This window comes from Streptomyces sp. SAS_281 (assembly GCF_052542855.1).
This window is the reverse complement of the sequence record NZ_JBMNDO010000007.1, coordinates 14,175-35,084: the sequence shown is the minus strand read 5'-3', so window position 1 is coordinate 35,084 and position 20,910 is coordinate 14,175. Positions and strand designations below refer to the sequence as shown.

Genomic DNA, 20,910 nt, shown 5'->3' with positions numbered 1-20,910 from the left:
ACACCCGTTCACGCAGAGCGTGGCTCTGTCTCGATCCGCGAGTCCTACGTGACCGTCCCCGGCGACGGCCACCCCAGCCACCAGATGAACAGGCCGCTCAGCAGGACGAGCAGGAAGAGAACGGCGTTCGTGCGACGGTAGGCGACCAACAGGGCCACGAACTCCCGGATCATGGCGCTCGGCCAGAAGTAGGCGGCTGTCGGGGCACCGATCACATGGCCCCGGACGCCGGTGCGGCGGGCGGTGATCGCGGCGCGGAAGACGTGGTAGTTGCTCGTGACGATCACGCACCGGTAGTCCGGGTTCGCCCGCTCCATCAGGGCTTTGCTGAACGTCAGGTTCTCGTCCGTGGTCGTCGAGCGGTCCTCGCGTTCGATCAGATCGGCGGGGACGCCCTGGGTGACCAAGTAGTCGGCCATCGCGTGGGACTCCGGCAGCTTTTCGTCGGGTCCCTGCCCTCCCGAGGTGAGCAGGACCGGGCGACGGCCCTTCCGGGACAGCCTGGAGTGTTCCTCACGGGCCCGGTCGAGACGGCCGGCCAGCAGCGGGGGCACGGCGGTGCCGCCGATCAGGCCCGAGCCGAGGACCACCACGTAGTCCGCCCGGCGCCGGATGCGCAGACGCCCGTACAGGCTCCCGTAGACGAGGAAGCAGAGGAACAGGAAGGCAACGTATCCGGCGAGCGCCGTCGCCGTCGCCGCCACCACCAGCAGCGTGTGGGTGTGCAGCACGAGCGAGGTGATCAGCAGCGCGAGAAGGGCGACCAGGGCACTGCCGGCTCCCAGGGACAGCAGGTTCGCCGGGCCCCTGCCTTCTTTGCGGACCATGGTGATTCCGTTGGCGATGAGGAACCACGCCAGCGTGACGACGCCCACGCCCGCAAGGGTCAGCAGCCCGACGACCAGGTCGCGGCCCAACTGTGCTCGCTCGGAGGCCACGTGCAGGAGGAGCCCGATCACCGCGAAGACGGTGGACAGGCCCAGCAGGACCGCATTGCTCACTCGGCGGCGGTCTCGCACCACACCGGCGCAGAACAGGAAGAGGCAGACGAACGACGGTACAAAGGCCACCATGCGCCGATCCTACGAGGCGTGGAGGGGTCCCCTGTCGGGCGGGGGCAGCATCGCGGAACACTCGGATCCCCGGGGTCCTGGAAGATGCGGCCCTCCTGCGGACGGGATAGGAAGAGTTCGACCGCTGTCATGGATTTTTACCCGCCCTCCTCCACAGACGGCCGGAAGGACGTGCGATGTTCCAGGAGCGCAAGGACCGCCGTCACGCCAATCGCGCGTTCGACCACGGCGAGGGCGTGACCCGCTACCGGATGCGGCAGAAGCTGGTCTCCCTCGGTGACGACTACTGGATCGACGACGAGTCGGGCGACCACCGGTACAAAGTAAACGGCAAGGTACTCCGGGCGCGCCGGACGTATCACATCGAGGACCGCGACGGCCGGCGCGTCGCAACGGTGCAGGGCAGACCGCTGCGGCTCAAGGACTCGATGGCGATCGAGGACGGCGACGGGCAGCGCGTGGCCGTGGTCAGGAAGGCCCTCGTGGGACCGCTGCGCGACCGGTGGCGGATCAAGCAGGAGGACGGCGGCGACCTCAGGGTGCACGGCAACATCCTCGATCACGAGTACACGATCGAGCGGGACGGTTACAAGGTGGCCGAGGTGTCGAAGCGGTGGTTCCGTCTCCGGGACACCTACGGCCTTGACGTGGGCCCGGACGTGGACCCCGCCACCGTCCTCGCGGCGGCCGTCGCCATCGACGCCATGGCGCACCCCGGGGAGTGACCGGGGCCGGGGCGGCTCGTCGTCGGAGGAGCCGCCCCGGGCGCGTACCCCGGTCAGGAGGCGCGGCGCAGCGCCACCACGTCGATCTCCACCAGGATGCCCATCAGCTGGGAGCCGACGGTGGTGCGCACCGGCCTCGGCTCACTGAAGTGCTCCCGGTACACGCGGTCGAAGCCGGCGAAGTCGCGGTGCACGTCCTGGAGGTGGACCGTCGCCTTGACCACGTCGTCGAGTGTGAGCCCGTCGGCGGCGAGGAGGGCGCTCACGTTGGCCAGGACCTGGCGGGTCTGCTTCTCGATGGTGTCGCCCAGTTCGCCGGTGGCCGGGTCCTGTGGGCCGAAGCCGGAGGTGAAGAGGTACGGGCCCGCGGCGATGCCCTGGCTGTAGCCGCCGATCGGGGCCGGTGCTCCGGCCGTGGTGACGGCGCGGCGCGGGGTGAGGGGGCTGTCGGCCGTCACTTGGTGAGGTCTCCTTCCGCGGCGTTGACACCCGCGTAGTGGCGGAGCTTGTCCTCGTCGACGGTGACTCCGAGGCCCGGCCCGTCCGGGACCCGCAGGCTGCCGTCGGACAGCGTGAGCGGCTCGATGATGTCGTCCGCGTGCAGGTAGTACATGGAGTCGATGGCGCGCGACAGCACCGGGGTGCTGGCGACCACCGCGAGGTGTGCCGCCGTGGCGATGCCCAGTTCGCCGCCGCTGTGCAGGTTCATGCCCAGGCCGAACGTCTCGCAGTGCGCGGCCAGCGCCTTCGTCGCGGAGACACCGCCCCACTTGTAGACGTCACCGTGGATCACGTCGACGGCGTTCTGCCGCATCGCCGGCGCGAAGTCCTCGAACCGCACCACGCACATGTTGGTGCACAGCGGGATGCGTACCTTCCGGCGGACCTGGCTCATCCCCTCGATCCCGACGCACGGGTCCTCCAGGTACTCCAGGTCCAGTTCCTCCAGCGCGATACCGGCCCGGATCGAGTCCGGCACCGACCAGGCGGCGTTCGGGTCCACGCGCAGGTTCACCTCGGGCAGCGCGGCGCGTACGGCCCGCAGGATCGCGACGTCGCCCTGGACGTCCTTGGTGCCCTTGAGCTTCACCGCCGTGAAGCCGCCCTCGGCGACCACGCGCTCGGTGTGCTCGGCCAGGGCGCGCGGCAGGTCCCCCGCGCCGGCTCCGGGGGCGTCGGCGCGTGTGATCAGGGCCGTCAGCGGCACCTCGTCGCGGACCGGACCGCCCAGCAGGTCGGTGACCGACTGCCCGGTGATCTTGCCCATGGCGTCCCAGCAGGCGACGTCGATCGCGGCGAGGGCCGCGTACCCCAGGTAGCCGTAGAAGAACGGCACCATGTGGTGGCGGCGGTGGAACGCCTCCAGGGCGAACGGGCTGGTGCCGATCAGGTCCTCGGCGAGGTCGCGGACGATCGCGGCGACCGGGCGGCCCCACATCGTCTCGCCCCAGCCCTCCACGCCGGAGTCGGTCCTGATGCGCACCACGGTGCGCGTCTCCCCTGTCTTCGTCTCGAACGAGCTGGTGAACGGGTTGACCAGGGGCAGGTTGACGACGTGGACGTCGACCTCGGTGATCTTCATGAGCACTTCCTTGTGTGAGGTGGTGGGGGTCACGCGAGGGGGCGCGACGCGGCGTCGAAGGCGAGTACGGCCCGGGCCAGGCCGCGGGCGCGCCGGTCGAGCAGGCGCCGGCCGTGCTCGGCGTCGGCACCGGCCGCGTCGTCGGTGGCGCCGCCCACCCGCTCCCATTCGCCGTGCCGCTCCACGGTCAGTCCGGGGTAGGGCGGCTTGTCGAAGAGGGGCGGGGGTTCGACCGGCGCGTTCACGGCCCGCTCGGCGCGTACCAGTGCCGGTTGCGCGGCGAGCATCAGCGACGTCTCGAACCAGCCGGCGTGTCCGGGCACCAGCTGGGCACGGAGCCCGTCCGGGTCCTCGGCGCCGTCTTCGGGCTCACCGGTGTCGGTGAGTGTCCAGTACGAGCACGCGGCGGCCGTGACGTCGGCGCGCAGTGCGAACCGCTTGACCGCGAGCCGCATGATCTCGTCATTGCCCCCGTGACCGTTGACGACGAGGACCCGGCGGTAGCCACAGGCGGCCAGCGAGTCGAGGAGCTCGTCCAGCACCATGCCGAGCACCGGCGCCGACAGCGTGAGCGCCGCCGCGAACAGATGGTGCGGGCTGTGTCCGTACGGCAGGGTCGGCAGGCGTACGAGAGAGGGCACGGCCTCCCCGGTGGCGGCCCGCTCGTCGAGGAGGGCCAGGGCCCGGGAGACCACGGCGTCGGCGAGCATCGTGTCGGTGCCCATCGGCAGGTGCTCGGCGTGCTGCTCCTGCGAGCCGATCGGCAGGACGGCGATCGCCTCGGGCGCCGCCGCCCGTGTCTCGCGCCAGGTGGTCTCGGTGAGATTGCGGTGGGTCATGCCGCTGTCTCCCCGGTCCGGGGGCATGACAGAGTCGGCGCATGGCGCATGAACGTATTCCTTTGCGGTTGGTGCCCGACCTGCGGCCGGACGAGCCGGCCGGTCGGGACGGCGGTGTGCTGGGCGCCGTCGAGGTGCTGCCCGGTCTGGTGCGTGCCGCGCTGCTCACCCGCACCGGCGCCGTACTCGCGCGGACGGAGGCCCGCTTCGACCCGGCGGGCTCGGACCCGGCCCTCGTGGACGCGGCGCTGCGCGGGGCCGCGGCGGTCTTCGACGGGCAGTCCCTGCTCGGGGTGGGTGTGGCGGCGGCCGGTGTGGTGGACCCCGTGGGGGGCCGGATCATCGAGGTGAACGACGCCCCGGCGCTGCGCGGCCACCCGGTGGCCGCCCGGCTCGCGGACCTGTCGGGCGCACCCGTGCGGGTCGAGCACCGGGCGCGAGTGCAGGTGCTCGGTGACCGCTGGTTCGGTGCGGGACGCGGTCGGCGCTCGTTCGCCTCCGTCGCGACCGGTGACGTTCTCGGCGTCGGCATCCTCTACGAAGGGGAGGTGCTGGCTCCGGCCGGCGGTCGCAGCGGCGCTCATATGACGGTCACCGCGAGCGGTGAGTTCTGCACCTGCGGACGGCGCGGCTGCTGGAAGACCGTGGCGACGACCCGCTGGCTGCGCGAGCGCGCCGCCGAGCACGGTTTCTTCCAGCACGCGGCCACCCTGGCGGCCCTGGTGGCGTCCGACGCACCGGCCGCCGCCCGTCTCGTGGACCGGTACGCGGAGAACCTGGTGCTGGGCCTCGCCACCGTCCAGCAGCTGTTCGCGTGCGGCCTGTTCGTGCTGCACGGCGAGGCCCTGGACGGCGGCGAGCCGTTCCGGGCCCTGGTCGAGTCGCGGCTGCGCGCCGACGCGCTCGGCGGCGGCGAGCTCCCCACCGTGGTCCTGGGCGAGGCCGCGGACATGGGCACGCTGCTGGGAGCGGCGGGGCTGGTCCTGTCGGGGGCCTAGGGCGTGTTCCGGGAGGAGCTCCGTTCGCCCGCAGGGCGGGCCCGGCGGCGTCCGGGGCGTGCGATCGCAAGACTTGGGGCCGCCCCGACCCGGGGTGTGCCGGGGCGGTCCCGACAACGCCGTGAGCGTGCGTGCCGGACGCCGCCGGACAGGGACTTTCGGAACACGCCCTGGTACGGACCTCACGCGCCGACTCCCCCCAGGATCCGGCGGCCGGGTTCGGGAACCGGCACGGCGTCCAGGAGGCGCCGGGTGTACGCGTCCTCGGGTGCGGCGAACACCTGCTCCGCGGTGCCGGACTCGACGATGCGGCCCTGTCGCATCACGGCGACCCGGTCGGCGATCTGCCGCACCACGGCGAGGTTGTGCGAGATGAAGAAGTAGGTCAGGCCAAGGCGTTCCTGGAGATCGGCGAGCAGGTCGAGGACGCGGGCCTGTACGGAGACGTCGAGCGCGCTCGTCGGTTCGTCGAGCACGACCAGACGGGGTTCGAGTGCCAGGGCCCGTGCGATGGAGATGCGCTGGCGCTGCCCGCCGGAGAACTCGTGCGGGTACCGGTCGAGGATGCCCGCGTCCAGGCCGACGGCGTCGAGGAGCTCCCCGGCCCGGTCGCGCACCTTCGCCCGGCCGCGCCGCCCACGGGCCCACTCCTCGTGGGTGACGAGCGGCTCCCCGACGATGTCGGCGATCCGCAGCCGCGGGTTCATGCTGGAGTACGGGTCCTGGAGCACGACCTGCATCTGCCGGCGCAGTGGCCTCAGTGCCGCCCCCTTGAGGGCGAGGAGGTCCGTGCCGTCGAACCGGACGCTGCCCGCAGTGGGTTCGAGCAGCCGCAGCAGCAGCCGGGTGAGCGTCGTCTTGCCGCAGCCGGATTCGCCGACCAGGGCGTAGGTCTCGCCTTCCCGGACGGTGAGGGAGACGTCGTCGACGGCGACGCTCGGCGGCCGGCCGGGGAATTCCTTGCGCAGTCCTTCGATCTCCAGCAGCGGGGTCGTGGTCATGCGACGGGCTCCAGTCGGGGGGTGGCTGCCAGCAGCTCGCGTGTGTACGGGGCGGCGGGACGCGTGAAGACCTGTTCGACGTCGCCGGTCTCGACGACCTCGCCGTGTCGCATGACGACGACGCGGTCGGCCGTTTCGGCGACGACGCCCAGGTCATGGGTGATGAGCAGGACGGCCATGCCGTGGCGTCGCTGGAGCCGAACGAGCAGCTCCAGGATCTGTCGCTGCACCGTCACGTCGAGCGCGGTGGTGGGCTCGTCCGCGATGAGGACGCGGGGCCGGGCCACGAGTGCGGAGGCGATCATGACGCGTTGGCGCAGACCGCCGGAGAGCTCGTGCGGGTACTGGCCGTAGCGTCGCTCCGGGTCGGGGATGCCGACCTCGTCCAGCGCGGTCAGCGCGGCCCGGCGGGCCTCGGCCCGGGTGTGGTCGCCGTGCAGCCGCAGCACCTCGGCCACCTGGTCCCCCACTCGCTGGAGGGGGTCGAGGCTGGTCATGGGGTCCTGGAAGACCATGGATATCCGGGCCCCGCGGATCTTGCGCAGCTCTTTCTCGCGCAGGGCGAGTACGTCCTGGCCGTCGAGCAGCACCTGGCCGCCCGTGTACACGCACGGCGGTTCCGGGTTGAGGCGCATCGCGGACAGGGCGGTGGCCGACTTGCCGCTGCCGGACTCGCCGACGACGGCCAGCGTCTCGCCGGCGGCGACCGAGAGGTTCACACCGCGTACGGCGTGCACGGTGGAGGAGGCGAGCGCGAAGTCGACGCGGAGGTCCCGGAATTCGAGGACGGGTGCGGCCGGCGGGGTCTGTTCGGGGTCGGTCATCGGCGGTACGCCTTCGGGTCCGCGACGTCGCGCAGCGCGTCGCCCAGGATGTTGATGGAGAGGGAGGTGAGCATGAGGGCGATGCCGGGGAAGACGGCGATCCACCAGGACGTGCCGAGGTAGAGCTGTCCGTCGGCGAGCATGCCGCCCCAGGTCACCGTCTCCTTGGGGACGCCGAGGCCCAGGTAGCTGAGCGATGCCTCGGCGACGATGGCGGACGCGATGTGCAGCGTCCCGATGGTGGCCAGCGGTGCCATGACGTTGGGCAGCAGGTGGCGCCGCATGATGGCCAGGTCGCCGACGCCGATCGCACGGGCCTCGGTGACGAAGTCGCGGGTGCGCAGCGACAGTACTTCGGAGCGCACCACCCTGGCGTACGAGACCCAGCCGGTGACCCCGATCACGAGGATCACGTAGCCGAGGCCCGAGCCGACGAATCCGACGACGGCGAGCGCCAGCAGGATCGCGGGGAAGGCGAGCTGGACGTCGGCGAACCGCATCACGACCCGGTCGGTCCAGCCGCCGAGGAATCCGGAGGCGAGGCCGGCGACGGTGCCGATCACACCGGCGAGCAGGGCCGCGCCCGCACCGACGAGCAGGGAGACCCGGGTGCCGTAGACGACCCGGGAGAGCAGGTCGCGGCCGAGCTGGTCGGTGCCGAGCAGATGGGCTGTGTCGCCCCCGGACTGCCAGGCGGGGGGCTGGAGCCGGCCGAGGAGGTTCTGGGCGGCCGGGTCGGCGGGCGCGATCAGCGGGGCGAACAGCGCGCACACGACGATCAGGAGGAGGAAGACGAGCGCGACGGCGGCGAGCCGGTTGCGCAGCAGTGAGCGCAGCACGGAGGGCTGGACCGAGGTCGCAGCGGGGGCGGTGGGAAGGGCTGTGGGGGCGGTGGTGGTCATCGGGAGTTCCTCACCCTCGGGTCGAGGAGGCCGTAGGACAGGTCCACGAGCAGGTTGACCACGACGAAGGTGGCGGCGAACAGCAGCACGGTGCCCTGAACCAGGGGGAAGTCGCGGTTGGCGATGGCTTGGACGGTCAGCTGGCCCACGCCGGGCCAGGAGAAGACCTGCTCGGTGAGGATCGCGCCGCCGAGCAGGCTGCCGATCTCCAGCCCGACGACCGTCACCACGGGCAGCGAGGCGTTGCGCAGTCCGTGCCGGAGCACGGTGCGTACCGGTCCGAGGCCGCGGGCGCGGGCCGTACGGATGTGGTCGGAGCCGAGCACGTCGATCAGTGAGGAGCGCAGCAGCCGTGCGACGACGGCGACGGAGTAGACGGCCAGGGTGATCGACGGCAGTACGACGTGGGCGAAGGTGCCGTATCCGGAGGCGGGCAGTGCGTGCAGGCCGACGGCGAAGACGAGGATCAGCAGGATGCCCACCCAGAAGGCGGGGGTCGACTGGCCGATCAGGACGGCCGTGATGACACCGCGGTCGGCGGCCTTGCCGCGCCGCATGGCCGCGATCGTGCCGGCGGGCAGGGCGATCACCAGCGTCACCACGAAGGCTCCTGCCGCGAGCAGCAGCGTGGCGGGGATGCGGTCGGCCAGGACCGCGCGGACCGGCTGGTTGTAGAAGAGGGAGTCGCCGAAGTCGAAGCGCGGCAGGCCCCACAGGTAGTCCAGGTACTGCGTGAGCAGCGGCCGGTCCAGTCCCAGGCTGTGCCGCAGCACGGCCTCCTGCTGGGCGGTGGCGTCGGGGGGCAGCATCACCTTCACCGGGTCACCGGACAGGCGTACCAGGAAGAACACGACGGTGGCGGTGCACAGCAGGACGAGGAGTGCGGTGCCGAGCCGGGAGGCGGCGGGCCGCAGCACGGTCCAGGCACGGCTGGGCCCGGAGGCCCGTACGCCGGGCGCGGTCAGGGTCTGGCTCATCACACGGCCACCTTCGCGCTCGCCATGTCCAGCACCCCTGCGGCGCCGGGCGTCCAGCTGGGCCGGGTGTTGTGCACGTAGATGTTGTCGATCTGGTAGAGGGGCACGAACGGTGCCTCGTCCTTGATCAGTTGCTGGAGTTCCGAGAAGGCGCGGCGGCGCACGGCCGGGTCCACGGACAGCTCTTCGCGGTCCACCAGGCGGTCGGCGCCCGGGTGGTGCCAGCGGCTCTGCCGCCGGTCGCTGCGTACGTTCGACTGGAGCATGCTCTCGCCGTCCATGGTCCAGACGGTGGACGCGGCGAGATAGACGGGGCCGAGCGCGCCGTGGTTGGAGGAGGTCAGGCGCTGGGAGTACGTGCCCGGGTCGAGCAGATTCACCCTGGCCCGGACACCGGCGCGGGCCAGCAGGCCGGCGATGGCCTCGGCCACGTTCGCGTCCAGGTTGGAGGCGGTGATCGAGGTGCTGATGCCGTCGGGATGCCCGGCCTCGGCCAGCAGCGCGCGGGCCTTGGTGAGCGAGCGCTCGAAGGGCTTCACGGACTCGTCGAAACCGAAGGCGCCGCGCGGGATCATCGCCGGCACCTCGGTGGCCTTTCCGCCGAGCACGGCCTTGATGAGCAGGGGAACGTCGATGGCGTGGTTGAGCGCCTGCCGTACGCGCCGGTCGGGCAGTGGTCCCCCGGTGAGGGTGTCGAGTGACAGGTACGAGGTGCGGATGCCGGTGTGGTGGCCGATCCGCACGCCCGGGTAGCCGGCCAGCTGCTGCGCCGCGTCCGGGGTCATGCCCGCCACGATGTCGACGCCCCCGCTCTGCAACGCGGCCAGCGCGGAGGAGGAGTTGGGGGCGGGTACGAAGACCAGCTCGTCGACGTGCGGGCGGCCCTGCCAATGGTGGTCGAAGGCGGCGAGGCGCAGTTCGTGGTCGCGCTGCCAGTGCCGGAACGTGAACGGACCGGTGCCCACCGGGTGTGCGGCGAAGCCCTCGTCGCCCACCTTCGCGAGGTAGCGCGGGGGTACCACGACGCCGCCGAACAGGGACAGCTTCGCGGGGAGGATCGGGTCGTGCACCGAGGTGCGCACATCGACCGTGTACGGGCCGACCACCTTGACGCCTTCGACGTAACGCAACTCCACGATGGGCGACTTCGTCGCGGGGTCGAGCAGCCGCTCGATGCTGAAGCGGACAGCCTCGGCGTCGCACGGCTCCCCGTTGTGGAAAGTGACGCCCCGGCGCAGCTCGAACCGCCACACCTCGGGCTCAACGGCCTTCCAGGACAGGGCGATCCGCGGTTGGAGCGAGTTGTCGCGACCCCGCGTGGTCAGCGTGTCGAACATGTTGATCAGGGCGTTCATCGACGTCATGTCGCCCTGCTTGTGCGGGTCCATCGTCTTCGGGTCCCCGGTCTGGGAGACCCGCAGCACGTTGCCGGCCGAGGCCGCCGACGGGGCTCCGCACCCGGTCAGCAGGGCTGGTGCGGCGAGAGCGGGCACCGCGAGGCCGCTCAGACGCAGCACCGATCGGCGGGAGCACCCGAGGCCCGGGCCGCCTCCCCCTTCGCATATTCGTTCCATTGGACAACACACTCGTTCCGGTGAATGGAATGCAGTTCGGGTAAGGTAGGCCACATGGGGAAACCGGTCAACAGTCGTCCGCAGAAGCAGACCTCCGCCGCGGCGCCCGTCGGCGCCGCCGAAGCGGATGGCGCACCGCCCGCGCCCGGCCCGGTGGACAAGGCGATGGAAGTCCTGACGGCCCTCGCGGCGGCGGGTGCGCCGCACCGCCTCGCGGACCTCGCCCGAAGCACGGGACTGGCCAAGCCGACCGTGCACCGACTGCTGCGTGCGCTCGCCACGTCGGGTTACGCCGAGGCCGGCCCGGGCGGCAGCTACCGGCCGGGGCCCCGGCTCCTCGGCCTGGCCGCGGGCGCGCTGGCCGACGACGCCGCCCTGCGCCGGGCAGGTCCGTTGCTGGATGAACTCCGTGTGCGCACCGGGCTGTTCGCTTCGTACGCGGTCCGCGACGACCGCGCGGTCATCCACCTGGACGTCCGCGCTCCGGCGCAGGACTTCGGTCTCGACCTGCCCCCCGGCTTCCGCGAACCCCTGACCGCCGGAGCGGCGGGCCTCGCCCTGCTTTCCGCCCTGCCGGACGGGGAGAGCGGACCACTGTCCGCCGGCCCCGACGGTGCACCCGCCGACGAGGTGACCCGCGCCGCCCTGACCGCCGCGGTCCGGGACGGCTACGCGTTCGACGGCACCGACGCCTGGCTCGACCGCCGCGCGCTCGCCTCCCCGGTGCGGGACGCGACCGGCCGCGCGGTGGGGGCACTCGTGCTGACGGGGCTCGCCTTCACGCTGGACGAGGCCGCGGCTCGGCTGTACGGGCCGATGGTGCGGTCGGCCGCCGCCGCGGTCTCGGCGGGCCTGGCCGCGCAGGCCGGCGCACGGCTCGGACTGGTGCCCGGCCCCGACCGCGACACGGATTTCGGCGCGGGAAGAACCGGTGGGAGCGGCAGGGCGGAGGAGTCACGGTGAGCGCCGACCGACGCACGACGAAGTCCGCCGGAGCGCGACGGGCCACCCCCGGGCGGGGAGGCGCGGCGACCGGCGAGGCACGGGCGGCTGCCCGACGCCGGCTGCTGGAGGGCGGGCGGGAGCGCGGCCTCTACTCCGGTGCCGCCTGGTCGCTCGGCGACACGGAAGGGCCGTGGGACCGCGGCTGGACAGGCACCCGCGCGCATGGTGGGGCCGCGCTGGACGGCAACGACCTGTGGGACCTCGCCTCGGTGACCAAACCGCTGGTGGGCCTGGTCGTCATGGCACTGGTGGACCGGGGCGCCCTCCGCCTCGGCGACACCGTCGGACAGCATCTGGCCCGCTACGCGGACAGCCCGCACGCTCCCCGTACGATCGCCCAACTCCTCGACCACACCTCGGGGCTGCCGGGCGGGGTGCCGCTCTACCGCGACCACCCGACCCGTGAGTCCCTGCTCACGGCGCTCGGCACACTGCCGCGCACCGCCGCGCCCGGCACCCGGGTCACGTACTCGTCCCAGGGGTTCATCCTGCTCGGCCTCATCGCCGAACAGGCGGCGGGCCGGAGCCTGGACGAGCTGATGAGCGAGCTCATGTGCGCCCCGCTCGGCCTCACCGACACCCGCTTCCGGCCGGCGCCCGCTCACCGGGGGCGCGCGGTGGCCACGGAAGCCTGCCCCTGGCGCGGGCGGACCGTCGTCGGCGAGGTGCACGACGAGAACACGGTCGTACTCGGCGGCGTCGCCGGACACGCGGGCCTCTTCTCCACCCTCGCGGACCTGGAACGCATCGCGCTCGGTCTGCTGGGCGGCGGGCCCCCGCTGCTGGAGCCGGACACCCTCGTGCTGATGACCGCTCCGCGCACCGACCACCTCAACCTGCGCCGCACCCTGGCCTGGCAGGGGCAGGACTCGACCGGCTCCCCGGTCGGCGACACCTTCGGCCCGGCCTCCTACGGTCACACGGGATTCACCGGCACGAGCCTGTGGCTCGACCCGGCGGCCGGCCGCTACGCGATCCTGCTCACCAACCGCGTGCATCCCAGCCGGGTGGAACGCGGATTCACCGAGCTGAGGCGGGAGTTCCACTCACTCTGAACGCGGAACACGGCGGCGGCCCCCACGCGCGCACCGGGGCGGGAGCCCCCCTTGCATGGCAAGCCGTGACGAACTACGGGGACCTCGCTAACGCCCCTCCGGAGCGACGGCCGCCTGCCGGCGCTCGTCCTGCAGGCGCTTGCGGTGAAGCCACTTCGGCAGCCCGGGTGCCTCCAGAAAGCCCTCCGCGTGGGCTGACGCCAGTGCGATGCGGGGCAGGTCCACGCTCTTCTCGAAGAGCAGGAAGCGCGGCTCCCAGATCGGACGGTACTTCGCGTTGGCGCGGTAGAGGGACTCGATCTGCCACCAGCGGGAGAAGAAGCGCAGCAGGGATCGCCACAGGCGCAGTACCGGTCCGGCGCCGAGCCGTGCTCCGCGTTCGAATACGGAGCGGAACATCGCGAAGTTCAGGGACACCTGGGTGATGCCGGTCTCGCCTGCGCGGTGCAGCAGCTCGATGATCATGTACTCCATCAGGCCGTTGTCGGAGTCGCGGTCGCGGCGCATCAGGTCGAGGGAGACGCCACGGGGGCCCCATGGCACGAAGGACAGGAGGGCCCGCGGTTCGCCGGCGGAGTCGTGGCATTCGACCATGACGCACCGCCCGTCCTGCGGGTCCCCGAGCCGGCCCAGCGCCATGCTGAACCCGCGTTCGGTAGCACCGTCGCGCCAGGCGTCGGCGCGCTCCACCAGGCGTGTCATCTCATCGGGTGCGATGTCCTGGTGGCGTCGGATGCGCACGGTGTAGCCGGCTCGCCGAACTCGGTTGTGGGCCTGCCTCACGGTACGCATGGCACGGCCCTCCAGGGTGAAGTCGGCGACTTCGACGATTGCCTCGTCGCCGAGTTCCAGGGCGTCCAGGCCGTGACGGGCGTAGATGGTGCCCGCTTCCTCGCTCGCGCCCATGACGGCCGGCACCCAGCCGTGGGCGCGCGCTTCGGCGAGCCAGGGGGCTATGGCTCCGGGCCAGGCCTCCGGGTCGCCGATGGGGTCCCCGGACGCCAGCGACACGCCGCCGGCCACGCGATAGGTGACCGCGGCCTTCCCGGTCGGCGACCACACCACGCTCTTGTCCCGGCGCAGCGAGAAGTAGCTGAGCGAGTCGCGTTCCGCGTGCATCTCCAGCAGGGCCCGCAGTTGTCGGTCGTCGTCCTCGCTGAGCGGGTCGACGGCGCGGCGGGTTCGGAACGCGGCGAAGGCGATGGCGATCACGAGCGCGGTCCCGAGCACGTTGATGGTGACGCCGGCCCAGTGAGGGATGGCGATGGCCGGGAAGTGCGATTTGTCCACGGTGACGGTGATCAGTTGCCATGTGCCGTAGCGCCAGCGCTCGGCAAAGGAGGCATGGCCCGCATCGGGTGCCCGGTTCGTAGCGGTCACCAGAAGCCAGGCGAGCAGCGAGGACGTCAGCAGTCCGCCGACGGCAACCGCGGCGGCGAGCTTGGGGTTGGAGCGGTCCCCCTTGGCGTAGAACTCTCGCCGCCCTGCCAGCAGCGCGGCGACGAACAGGGCGGTCAGTAGCACCGAGACCCAGTTCTGTGGGTGTTGCCGCATCTGCGGGAAGAACATGGCGAAGCAGACGAGGACCAGGAACCCGCCGCTGAGCGCCAGGTTGAGGATCCAGGCCGCGCGCTTGCGACGCCGCATGGTCACCGCGAGGAAAGCGGTGACCACACCGGAGGCGAAGCCCGCGGTCAGCAGGTAGGGGGTGAACAGGTCCTGCTCGTTGTGCCGCCGCACCCCCTGGCCGAGAGACACCCACACCGCGCTGAGGAAGTTGATGAAGGTAACGATGCGCAGGTACCACACGGCGTAGGAGGCGGCCCGTTGCGAGAAGGGGGATGTGTGTGCTGCGGTGGTCTGGAGGTTGGCTGGGTGGCTCATCGCATCTTCCTGGGCGGGCTGTTGTGGGCGGTGCACGGGACACCGTCGTGGTGTGTCCGGCGGCGGACCACGGCTCGGCCGACGGCATGGGAGGTTTGCCCGGCCGAGGCCCTCCGTTCGGAAGACTCGTCCGGCCTTCGGGGTAGGCGGGGGCCGGGGGCGCGCAGGCGGCCGGCGAGCGAGCGTCCGTCGCTGCGGGTCCGGGCGGCGGGCAAGGGCCCTGCCAGTGCGCCCGGCCCGCGAGTGAGGGTGGACGGCGACGAGCGCCGCTCTCGTCGTTCTCCTCGTTCCTCAGTGTTGGACGGGTTCGTTGGTCAGCTTCTGGCCGCGCAGCAGAACCCAGGCGACGGCAGAGGCGAGCAGCAGCAGGCAGGCGCCGACGCCCGCGGCGAGCGCTACGCCGTCGACGAAGGAGTCGCGCGCTGCCCGCAGCAGGGCCGCGGCCGCGTCGGCGGGCATGTGGACGGCGGCCACAACGGCTCCGGCCAGGGATTCGTGTGCCGCCTCCGGGGTTCCGGCCGGTCCGGTGAAGCCCTGGTAGATGTTGGTGACGACTGATCCGAGCAGGGCGATGCCCAGGGCGGTACCCAGTTCGTAGGCCGTCTCCGAGACCGCGGATGCGGCACCGGCCTGTTCCTTGGGGACAGCGGTCAGGATGATGTCCGACGTGATGGTGAAGGAGAGTCCGGCGCCGAAGCCCACGACGAGCAGGGTGGTGCCGATCAGCGGGTAGCCGGTGGACTGGGTGAGCGTGGTAAGCGCGGCCAGGGACAGTCCGATGACGGCCAGGCCGCTGGAGACGACCGCGCGCACCGAGAAGCGTCGTGCCGCGGCCCCGGCGACCAGACCGGCGACGACCGCGCCCGCGGCGGCCGGCAGTTCGGCGATGCCCGCTTCGATGGGCCGCCGGCCCTGGACGAGTTGCAGATACTGGGAGAGGAAGAACAACAGTCCGGAAAGCCCGAGAATGGTCAGTACGTTCGCGACAACGGCACCGCTGAAGCCGCGGTTGCGGAACAGCCGGACGTCCACCAGCGGGATGGGCAGGGTGCGCTGGCGACGGACGAACCCGTAGAGGGCGGCCGCACCGAGCACGCCTGCGGCGAGGGTGAGCCAGCCGAACCCCTCGGCCGCGGCCTCCTTGACGGCGTAGACGACGCCGACCATGCCGATCAGGGAGAGGAAAACACTCGGCATGTCCCACGGCCCCGGGGAGGGATTGCGGGATTCGGGGAGCATCTTGATCCCGACGACGACGAGCAGCGCCATCACGGGCAGGTTGATCAGGAAGACCGACCCCCACCAGAAGTGCTCCAGCAGCACGCCGCCGACGATCGGGCCGACCGCCATGCCCGCCGACGCGGCGGCGCTCCATATGCCGATGGCGAGGCTGCGCTCACGCGGATCGTGAAAGAGGTTGCGGATCAGCGCGAGCGTGGAAGGCATCAGTGTGGCACCGGCGACACCGAGCAGCGCGCGGGCGACGATCATCATCTCGGGGGTCTGCGCGTAGGCGTTGAGTACCGACACCAGGCCGAACGCGGTCGCACCGGTCAGCAGCAGGCGCTTGCGGCCGATGCGGTCGCCCAGACTGCCCATGGAGATGAGCAGGCCGGCGATCACGAACGAGTAGGCGTCACCGATCCACAGGAGCTGGGTCCCGGAAGGCTGCAGGTCCTCGCTGAGGTAGGGCGTGGCCAGACCGAGCACGGTGGCGTCCACCGCGACCAGAAGGACGGCAAGGACCAGCACGCCCAGGGCGATCCACCGGCCCGGGGCCTGTTGCGTGCCGCCCTGTCCGTCCTTGTGCAGAGTCTGGGTCATGACGCCTCCCTGCGGACGGCGCCGCCGAGCAGCAGCTCGGCGATCATGTGGCTGATGTCGTTGCGGGCCACCCGGCCCTCGGTGACGGACCAACTGCCGGCGGCCAGCAGCCCGTAGAGGGCTTCGGTGAGCCACGTCGCGCTCAGGTCGATGCGAAAGGCACCGCTTTCCTGGCCCCGGCGGAACAGGCTGGTGAGCCGGTCGTCGATGCGCGACCAACCCGCGTTCTGCTCCTCCCCCTCGAACAGCTGGTTCTCGGAGTAAAGGAAGGCGAGGAGACTCGCACACGGTTCCAGGGCGCGGACCAGGCGGTGAACCGCCTCCTCGGCCGGCCCGTCCTCCGGACGCGACGCCTCCAGGGCCGCCTCGCACTCGGCGATACCGAGGTCCTCCAGCGCCCGCACCAGGGCCTCACGCCCGGGGAAATGGCGGTTCAGCGTCGCCCGGCTGACCCCGGCAGCCCGCGCGACCTCTTCCGTGGTCGCAGTGGCCCTGCGTGACAGCAGATCGGCAGTAGTACGCAGCACATGATCGCGATCGAAACTCATGAGTCAACCATAACCCGCGCGAGACAAAAATGTCTCACATGCTTCAGAGGTGACTCTCACGAGCGACGTCCTCCGACCACCCCTCGGGGTATCGCCGACAAGACACGCCTGCCGCTTGCGGGCCGTCCACCGGGCCTGGGCCGCTTGTCCCTGGCAGGCCCCCGACCGCCAGGACCCCGCAGGGCGGTCGGGCACACTGTTCGCCGAGAGATATCGCTACTGCACCTGAGAGAGATTGATGGGACGCACCGCAGGACGAGGGCCCGACGACACCAAGCGATTGATCCTGGACGCCGCGAGGAGCGTCGTCGCGACCCAGGGGGCCCGAGCGACCCTCGATGACGTGGCGGCCGCGGCCGGCATGACTCGCGGGGCCGTGATCTATCACTACAGCTCGAAGAACGCCTTGTGGATCGCACTGGCCCGCGACGTGCTCGGCCAGGTCCACCGGGCGGTGGAGGACAGCATCGAGAGCGGGCAGGCGCCCGGCCGCCTGGCGCGCGCCTTCATTCGTGTATCGCTGGAGGGCGACGAGATCGATGCCGTCGGAAAGCGGCTGTTCCTCCTGTCCGCCCTTGCCGTCACTCCCGGGGTGCCCGAGATCCTCGCCGAGGACGGGGCCCACTGGAAGGCCAAGATGGCCGAAGACGGACTCTCGGTCGGAGCGCGCACCGTCATCCTCAACGCCATCGACGGCGCCGGCCTGATGACCGGGTGGGGGCTCAAACCCGACCATGCCGAGCTCGTAGCCCTGCGCACCGAACTCGAGGGCCTCGCCACCCCCGGCACTCACTGATCATCGCGAGACGAGGCGGCGGCATTCGGCTGGTGGGCTGCGGCCGCCCGAGACCGGGGCAGACCGTCAGGAGTATCCGGTCCGTGTACGCAACCTGCTCAAGTGGGCCCAGCTCCTGCCGCCGGACGGCCTCCATGGGGTGGGCGAGCGCCGGACTGTCCCCGTGCGACGGCGCATGGACGGCAGCCATGGTCACGCACCGGCGCCGCCGGTCTTCCCGACGTTGCCCCGGTCAGCCACCGGCCTGAGCCGGCCACCCTCCGCTGCCCGTCACCGTGTCCGGGCGGCTGCGCCGTCGATGACTCGAACGTCCGGGGGCGCACACGGCCTGCCCGGCCGGCCCCTCGCCCGCCCCTGCCCGAATCACGCACGTCTCACGTACCGGCATTGCCTGCGCGGCGCACCGGCCGGGACCGCAGGCCGCTCCGGGGCCGCGATCGAGCGCTCAGGAACACGAAGTGACGACGCTCGGTCGCGACAGGAAGGGAACCGGGTCGCCCGCTCCGTACTCGGACACCCTCGGACAGCTGGGCAGGACCGGCACAGCATCGGGCTCTCACCATCATCCGAGGAACATGAGCGTTCGGGGCGCCCGTGCGAAGGGCTCAGCAGGCGGGCCGGCGCCCGTCGCGCGCTCTCCGGATTCTCCTCACCCTGAAAGAACCCACCTTGAAACTACACTGACACGTCAGTACAGTTTTTTGGGCAGAGAGACCGCCAGGCCACGCACGGACGGGAGCACCACCATGAGCACTGCCGATAGCCGATCCACCGACGTAGTCGTCGTCGGTGCCGGGCTCGCAGGGCTAGCAGCTGCGGACCAGCTCGCGCGAGCGGGGCACGACGTCGTAGTCGTGGAGGGCCGCGATCGCGTCGGTGGACGGATTCACACGGTCGAGGTCGCGGGTGTAGCCGTCGATGCCGGAGCGACCTGGGTGGCACCCCACCACGAGGCGGTTCGCGATCTCGCCCGCCGGTTCGACTGCGAGTTCGTGCCACAGTTCCACCAGGGCAAGGGAGTCATGTCCTTCGGAGGGAAAAGGAAGATCGAGAGCGCCACCGCCATGGCGCCCTGGGCGATGCTCGACATCACACGAATCCTGAACAAGCTGCAGAGGATGGTCGACGACCTTCCCGTCTCGTCCCCCTGGGAGCATCCCCGAGCCGCACGGCTCGATTCCCTGTCGCTCGGTGAATGGCTGACCTCCGAGCACGCCCTGAAGGACACCCGTAAATTCCTGACCATGTTCAGCCTGGTCCAGTGGGGTGCACCCGTGAGCGACGTGTCACTCTTCAACGCGTTGCGGTACATCAAGAACCTCGGCGGGATCGAGTTCATGCTCACCGTCGAGGGCGGCGACCAGCAGGACCGGGTGCTGGGAACGACACACACGCTGGTCAGCCGGCTCGCCGACACACTGGAAGACCGCTTGCTCGTCGACTCTCCGGTGGAGCGCATCACCACGTTCGACGACTGCGTCTCGGTCGAGACCGGCACGCACACGATCGACGCCCGGTATGCCATCGTGACGGCGTCCCCGACGCACCGCTCGACCATCGAGTTCACCCCCCCGCTCCCGCAGCGCCACTACGGGCTCGCCCGCAGCTGGCGGCTCGGAGCCCTCAGCAAGGCCTTCGTCGCCTACGACCGCCCCTTCTGGCGAGACGAAGGCCTGTCAGGAGAGGGGATGTCCGACGACGAGACCGTCTTCCTCACCTTCGACGTCAGCCCAGAGGCAACCGGCCCCGGCATCCTCATGGTCTTCTGCGACGCCCGCGGGTTCGACGCATACGACAGCGACGAGCGCCGCCACCGCGTCATGAGGCACCTCATCCACCTGTACGGTGAGCCCGCCCGCCACGCCATCGACTACACCGACTTCTCCTGGGGCAACGACTCCTTCGCACCCGGCGGACCGAACCCGGCAGTCGGCCCCAAGGCGTGGACCACCTTCGGCCCGTTCCTGCGGGAGCCGGTCGGACGCGTGCACTGGGCCGGCACCGAGACAGCCGATGAGACGTCCGGCAGCATGAACGGCGCGATCCTCTCAGGCCGGCGCGCGGCGACCGAAGTGGCAGAACGCCTGGACTCCGGGCAGTGACGACACCCGCCGGCCCCGGGTCCCCCCGGCCTCAACCCCACCGCACGCCCCGGACCGCAGCAACTTCCCGCTGTGCGCGCAGTCACGAACCCCGCGCGAGCTGAAACGGCCCGCCTGGCGGTGGGAGCCTCCCGCTGGGTCCGCAGTGCGTCTCTCCCATTCCTGGGATGCACGTACCCCTTTGGGCCATGCGTCCATTCCGGCCATGCTCCCGGTTCCGATAGGTAGGGCTTGATGAACGCGAAGAACAACAACCAGAATGGGGCCGCCGTGACGGTTGCCACTGATTCCACTGCGGACGGCAAGTGGGCAGCGGAAGGAAAACTGGGCTCGCGGGCACCCGGGTTCATCCGGAAGTCAAGTCTGCTTCGGGCGGGCTGGCAGGTCGGGATCTTCCTCGCTGGTCTCGCTGTGGTTGGGGCCGGCGTCGCGATGCTGGTGCTACCCGGACCGGGCTGGCTCGTGATTTTCGCAGGTATGGCCATCTGGGCAACCGAGTTCGTCTGGGCACAGATTGCCCTGCGCTGGACCCGACACAAGGTCACCGCAGCCGCCCAGCGCGCGCTCGACCCCAAGGTGCGGCGGCGCAATATCATGTTCACCACAGTGGGACTTGTGATCATCACGGCGCTGATCGGGATCTACGTCTGGAAGTTCGGCATGATTATGCCGTGGACGATTAAAAAGTGAACCAGTACGGACGCCACGGGACTGTGGCCAGCCGACAAAATACGGGAGAGCATGACCCGCCGCTACATCATCCGGCGAAATCGCCATGCCGACGACCGGCGCCTACGCGCCGTCGTCGACAGGGCGAACGTCGCCTGATGCATTCGTCGTCGCGGCACAGGCAGAAGGGATGGCCCGCCGGGTCGAAGAGCACCCGGACGTTCTCCCTCGGCTGGAACTCCGCGATGACGGCGCCCAGGGCCACCGCCTCGGCGACCGCCGAGTCCAGGTCGCCGACCTGGAAATCGAAGCGGCATCATCGGGCGCTGGTCACCGTCGGCCGGTGGCCACACCGGAGACCGACAGCCCTCCGCCTGCTGGAACACGAAGAACGGTCCCCGCGGCGAGGCGGCCACGATGGCTGTTCCCGGCTCTTCGTGCCCGATGTGCCAATCGAGGAGCTCGGCATGGAACTTCGCCAAGCCGCTGGGATCCGGGGCATCGATCGTGGTGCCCCACCACATGCCGCCCG

Annotated in this window: 19 protein-coding genes and 1 pseudogene; 8 read left to right on the top strand and 12 right to left on the bottom strand. The window is 71.0% G+C overall.

Annotated elements, in window-relative coordinates; all coding sequences use genetic code 11:
• Nucleotides 1-44 precede the first annotated feature (44 nt).
• Nucleotides 45-1,073 (bottom strand): YdcF family protein, encoded by a 1,029-nt coding sequence (locus ACN6LM_RS04650; RefSeq protein WP_445063980.1) that lies wholly within the window; start codon nt 1,071-1,073, stop codon nt 45-47.
• A 176-nt stretch (nt 1,074-1,249) separates the two neighbouring features.
• Here ACN6LM_RS04650 and ACN6LM_RS04645 point away from each other — a divergent pair, with 176 nt between their 5' ends.
• Nucleotides 1,250-1,798 carry an LURP-one-related/scramblase family protein gene (locus ACN6LM_RS04645; RefSeq protein ID WP_445063979.1) on the top strand — a complete coding sequence of 183 codons (549 nt, stop codon included), beginning with the start codon at nt 1,250-1,252 and terminating at the stop codon, nt 1,796-1,798.
• 53 nt (nt 1,799-1,851) lie between these two features.
• On the opposite strand, the gene ACN6LM_RS04640 is transcribed toward ACN6LM_RS04645, so the two are convergent.
• Genes ACN6LM_RS04640 through ACN6LM_RS04630 form a run of 3 tightly spaced genes read right to left on the bottom strand, consistent with a single transcriptional unit; the run spans nt 1,852 to nt 4,219 of the window.
• Complete coding sequence (locus tag ACN6LM_RS04640; RefSeq protein WP_445063978.1) at nt 1,852-2,256, bottom strand: RidA family protein; 405 nt, start codon at nt 2,254-2,256, stop codon at nt 1,852-1,854.
• Complete coding sequence (locus tag ACN6LM_RS04635) at nt 2,253-3,380, bottom strand: mandelate racemase/muconate lactonizing enzyme family protein (protein WP_445063977.1); 1,128 nt, start codon at nt 3,378-3,380, stop codon at nt 2,253-2,255. Before ACN6LM_RS04635 ends, ACN6LM_RS04640 begins: the two co-directional genes overlap by 4 nt.
• Nucleotides 3,381-3,409: 29 nt before the next feature.
• Complete coding sequence (locus ACN6LM_RS04630; protein WP_445063976.1) at nt 3,410-4,219, bottom strand: creatininase family protein; 810 nt, start codon at nt 4,217-4,219, stop codon at nt 3,410-3,412.
• A 41-nt stretch (nt 4,220-4,260) separates the two neighbouring features.
• On the opposite strand from ACN6LM_RS04630, the gene ACN6LM_RS04625 reads away from it, so the two are divergent.
• Nucleotides 4,261-5,217 (top strand): ROK family protein, encoded by a 957-nt coding sequence (locus ACN6LM_RS04625; RefSeq protein ID WP_445063975.1) that lies wholly within the window; start codon nt 4,261-4,263, stop codon nt 5,215-5,217.
• 182 nt (nt 5,218-5,399) lie between these two features.
• Here ACN6LM_RS04625 and ACN6LM_RS04620 read toward each other — a convergent pair whose 3' ends face one another.
• From ACN6LM_RS04620 to ACN6LM_RS04600, 5 genes are read right to left on the bottom strand one after another with little or no spacing between them, the layout of a single operon-like run.
• Nucleotides 5,400-6,218, bottom strand: a complete 819-nt coding sequence (locus tag ACN6LM_RS04620; protein WP_445063974.1) for an ATP-binding cassette domain-containing protein — start codon at nt 6,216-6,218, stop codon at nt 5,400-5,402.
• Nucleotides 6,215-7,042, bottom strand: a complete 828-nt coding sequence (locus tag ACN6LM_RS04615) for an ATP-binding cassette domain-containing protein (protein WP_445063973.1) — start codon at nt 7,040-7,042, stop codon at nt 6,215-6,217. The genes ACN6LM_RS04620 and ACN6LM_RS04615 overlap by 4 nt, the downstream gene beginning before the upstream one ends.
• A complete protein-coding gene (locus ACN6LM_RS04610; RefSeq protein ID WP_445063972.1) occupies nt 7,039-7,944 on the bottom strand; it encodes an ABC transporter permease in 906 nt (301 codons plus the stop codon). The genes ACN6LM_RS04615 and ACN6LM_RS04610 overlap by 4 nt, the downstream gene beginning before the upstream one ends.
• The gene (locus ACN6LM_RS04605) at nt 7,941-8,921 is read right to left on the bottom strand and encodes an ABC transporter permease (RefSeq protein WP_445063971.1); all 981 of its coding nucleotides are present in this window, start codon (nt 8,919-8,921) and stop codon (nt 7,941-7,943) included. The genes ACN6LM_RS04610 and ACN6LM_RS04605 overlap by 4 nt, the downstream gene beginning before the upstream one ends.
• Nucleotides 8,921-10,495 carry an ABC transporter substrate-binding protein gene (locus tag ACN6LM_RS04600; protein ID WP_445063970.1) on the bottom strand — a complete coding sequence of 525 codons (1,575 nt, stop codon included), beginning with the start codon at nt 10,493-10,495 and terminating at the stop codon, nt 8,921-8,923. Before ACN6LM_RS04600 ends, ACN6LM_RS04605 begins: the two co-directional genes overlap by 1 nt.
• Before the next feature lie 54 nt (nt 10,496-10,549).
• On the opposite strand from ACN6LM_RS04600, the gene ACN6LM_RS04595 reads away from it, so the two are divergent.
• A complete protein-coding gene (locus tag ACN6LM_RS04595; protein WP_445063969.1) occupies nt 10,550-11,458 on the top strand; it encodes an IclR family transcriptional regulator in 909 nt (302 codons plus the stop codon).
• Between the two features lie 101 nt (nt 11,459-11,559).
• Nucleotides 11,560-12,555, top strand: coding sequence for a serine hydrolase domain-containing protein (locus ACN6LM_RS04590; RefSeq protein WP_445064042.1), 996 nt, complete (start codon nt 11,560-11,562; stop codon nt 12,553-12,555).
• An 87-nt stretch (nt 12,556-12,642) separates the two neighbouring features.
• On the opposite strand, the gene ACN6LM_RS04585 is transcribed toward ACN6LM_RS04590, so the two are convergent.
• The 3 genes from ACN6LM_RS04585 to ACN6LM_RS04575 all read right to left on the bottom strand — a co-directional run bounded on the left by ACN6LM_RS04585 (nt 12,643) and on the right by ACN6LM_RS04575 (nt 16,811).
• Nucleotides 12,643-14,439, bottom strand: a complete 1,797-nt coding sequence (locus tag ACN6LM_RS04585; protein ID WP_445063968.1) for a phosphatidylglycerol lysyltransferase domain-containing protein — start codon at nt 14,437-14,439, stop codon at nt 12,643-12,645.
• Nucleotides 14,440-14,730: 291 nt separating this feature from the next.
• The gene (locus ACN6LM_RS04580; protein WP_445063967.1) at nt 14,731-16,263 is read right to left on the bottom strand and encodes an MFS transporter; all 1,533 of its coding nucleotides are present in this window, start codon (nt 16,261-16,263) and stop codon (nt 14,731-14,733) included.
• Nucleotides 16,260-16,811 (bottom strand): TetR/AcrR family transcriptional regulator, encoded by a 552-nt coding sequence (locus ACN6LM_RS04575; RefSeq protein WP_445063966.1) that lies wholly within the window; start codon nt 16,809-16,811, stop codon nt 16,260-16,262. The genes ACN6LM_RS04580 and ACN6LM_RS04575 overlap by 4 nt, the downstream gene beginning before the upstream one ends.
• A 280-nt stretch (nt 16,812-17,091) precedes the next feature.
• Here ACN6LM_RS04575 and ACN6LM_RS04570 point away from each other — a divergent pair, with 280 nt between their 5' ends.
• The 4 genes and pseudogenes from ACN6LM_RS04570 to ACN6LM_RS04555 form a co-directional block, all read left to right on the top strand.
• On the top strand, nt 17,092-17,607 hold the full coding sequence (locus ACN6LM_RS04570) for a TetR/AcrR family transcriptional regulator (RefSeq protein WP_445063964.1): 516 nt from the start codon (nt 17,092-17,094) through the stop codon (nt 17,605-17,607).
• A gap of 746 nt (nt 17,608-18,353) precedes the next feature.
• The gene (locus ACN6LM_RS04565) at nt 18,354-19,709 is read left to right on the top strand and encodes a flavin monoamine oxidase family protein (RefSeq protein ID WP_445063963.1); all 1,356 of its coding nucleotides are present in this window, start codon (nt 18,354-18,356) and stop codon (nt 19,707-19,709) included.
• A 234-nt stretch (nt 19,710-19,943) separates the two neighbouring features.
• On the top strand, nt 19,944-20,399 hold the full coding sequence (locus ACN6LM_RS04560; protein ID WP_445063962.1) for a TIGR02611 family protein: 456 nt from the start codon (nt 19,944-19,946) through the stop codon (nt 20,397-20,399).
• 36 nt (nt 20,400-20,435) lie between these two features.
• A pseudogene (locus ACN6LM_RS04555) lies at nt 20,436-20,537 on the top strand (transposase); the annotation flags it as partial.
• Between the last annotated feature and the right edge of the window lie 373 nt (nt 20,538-20,910).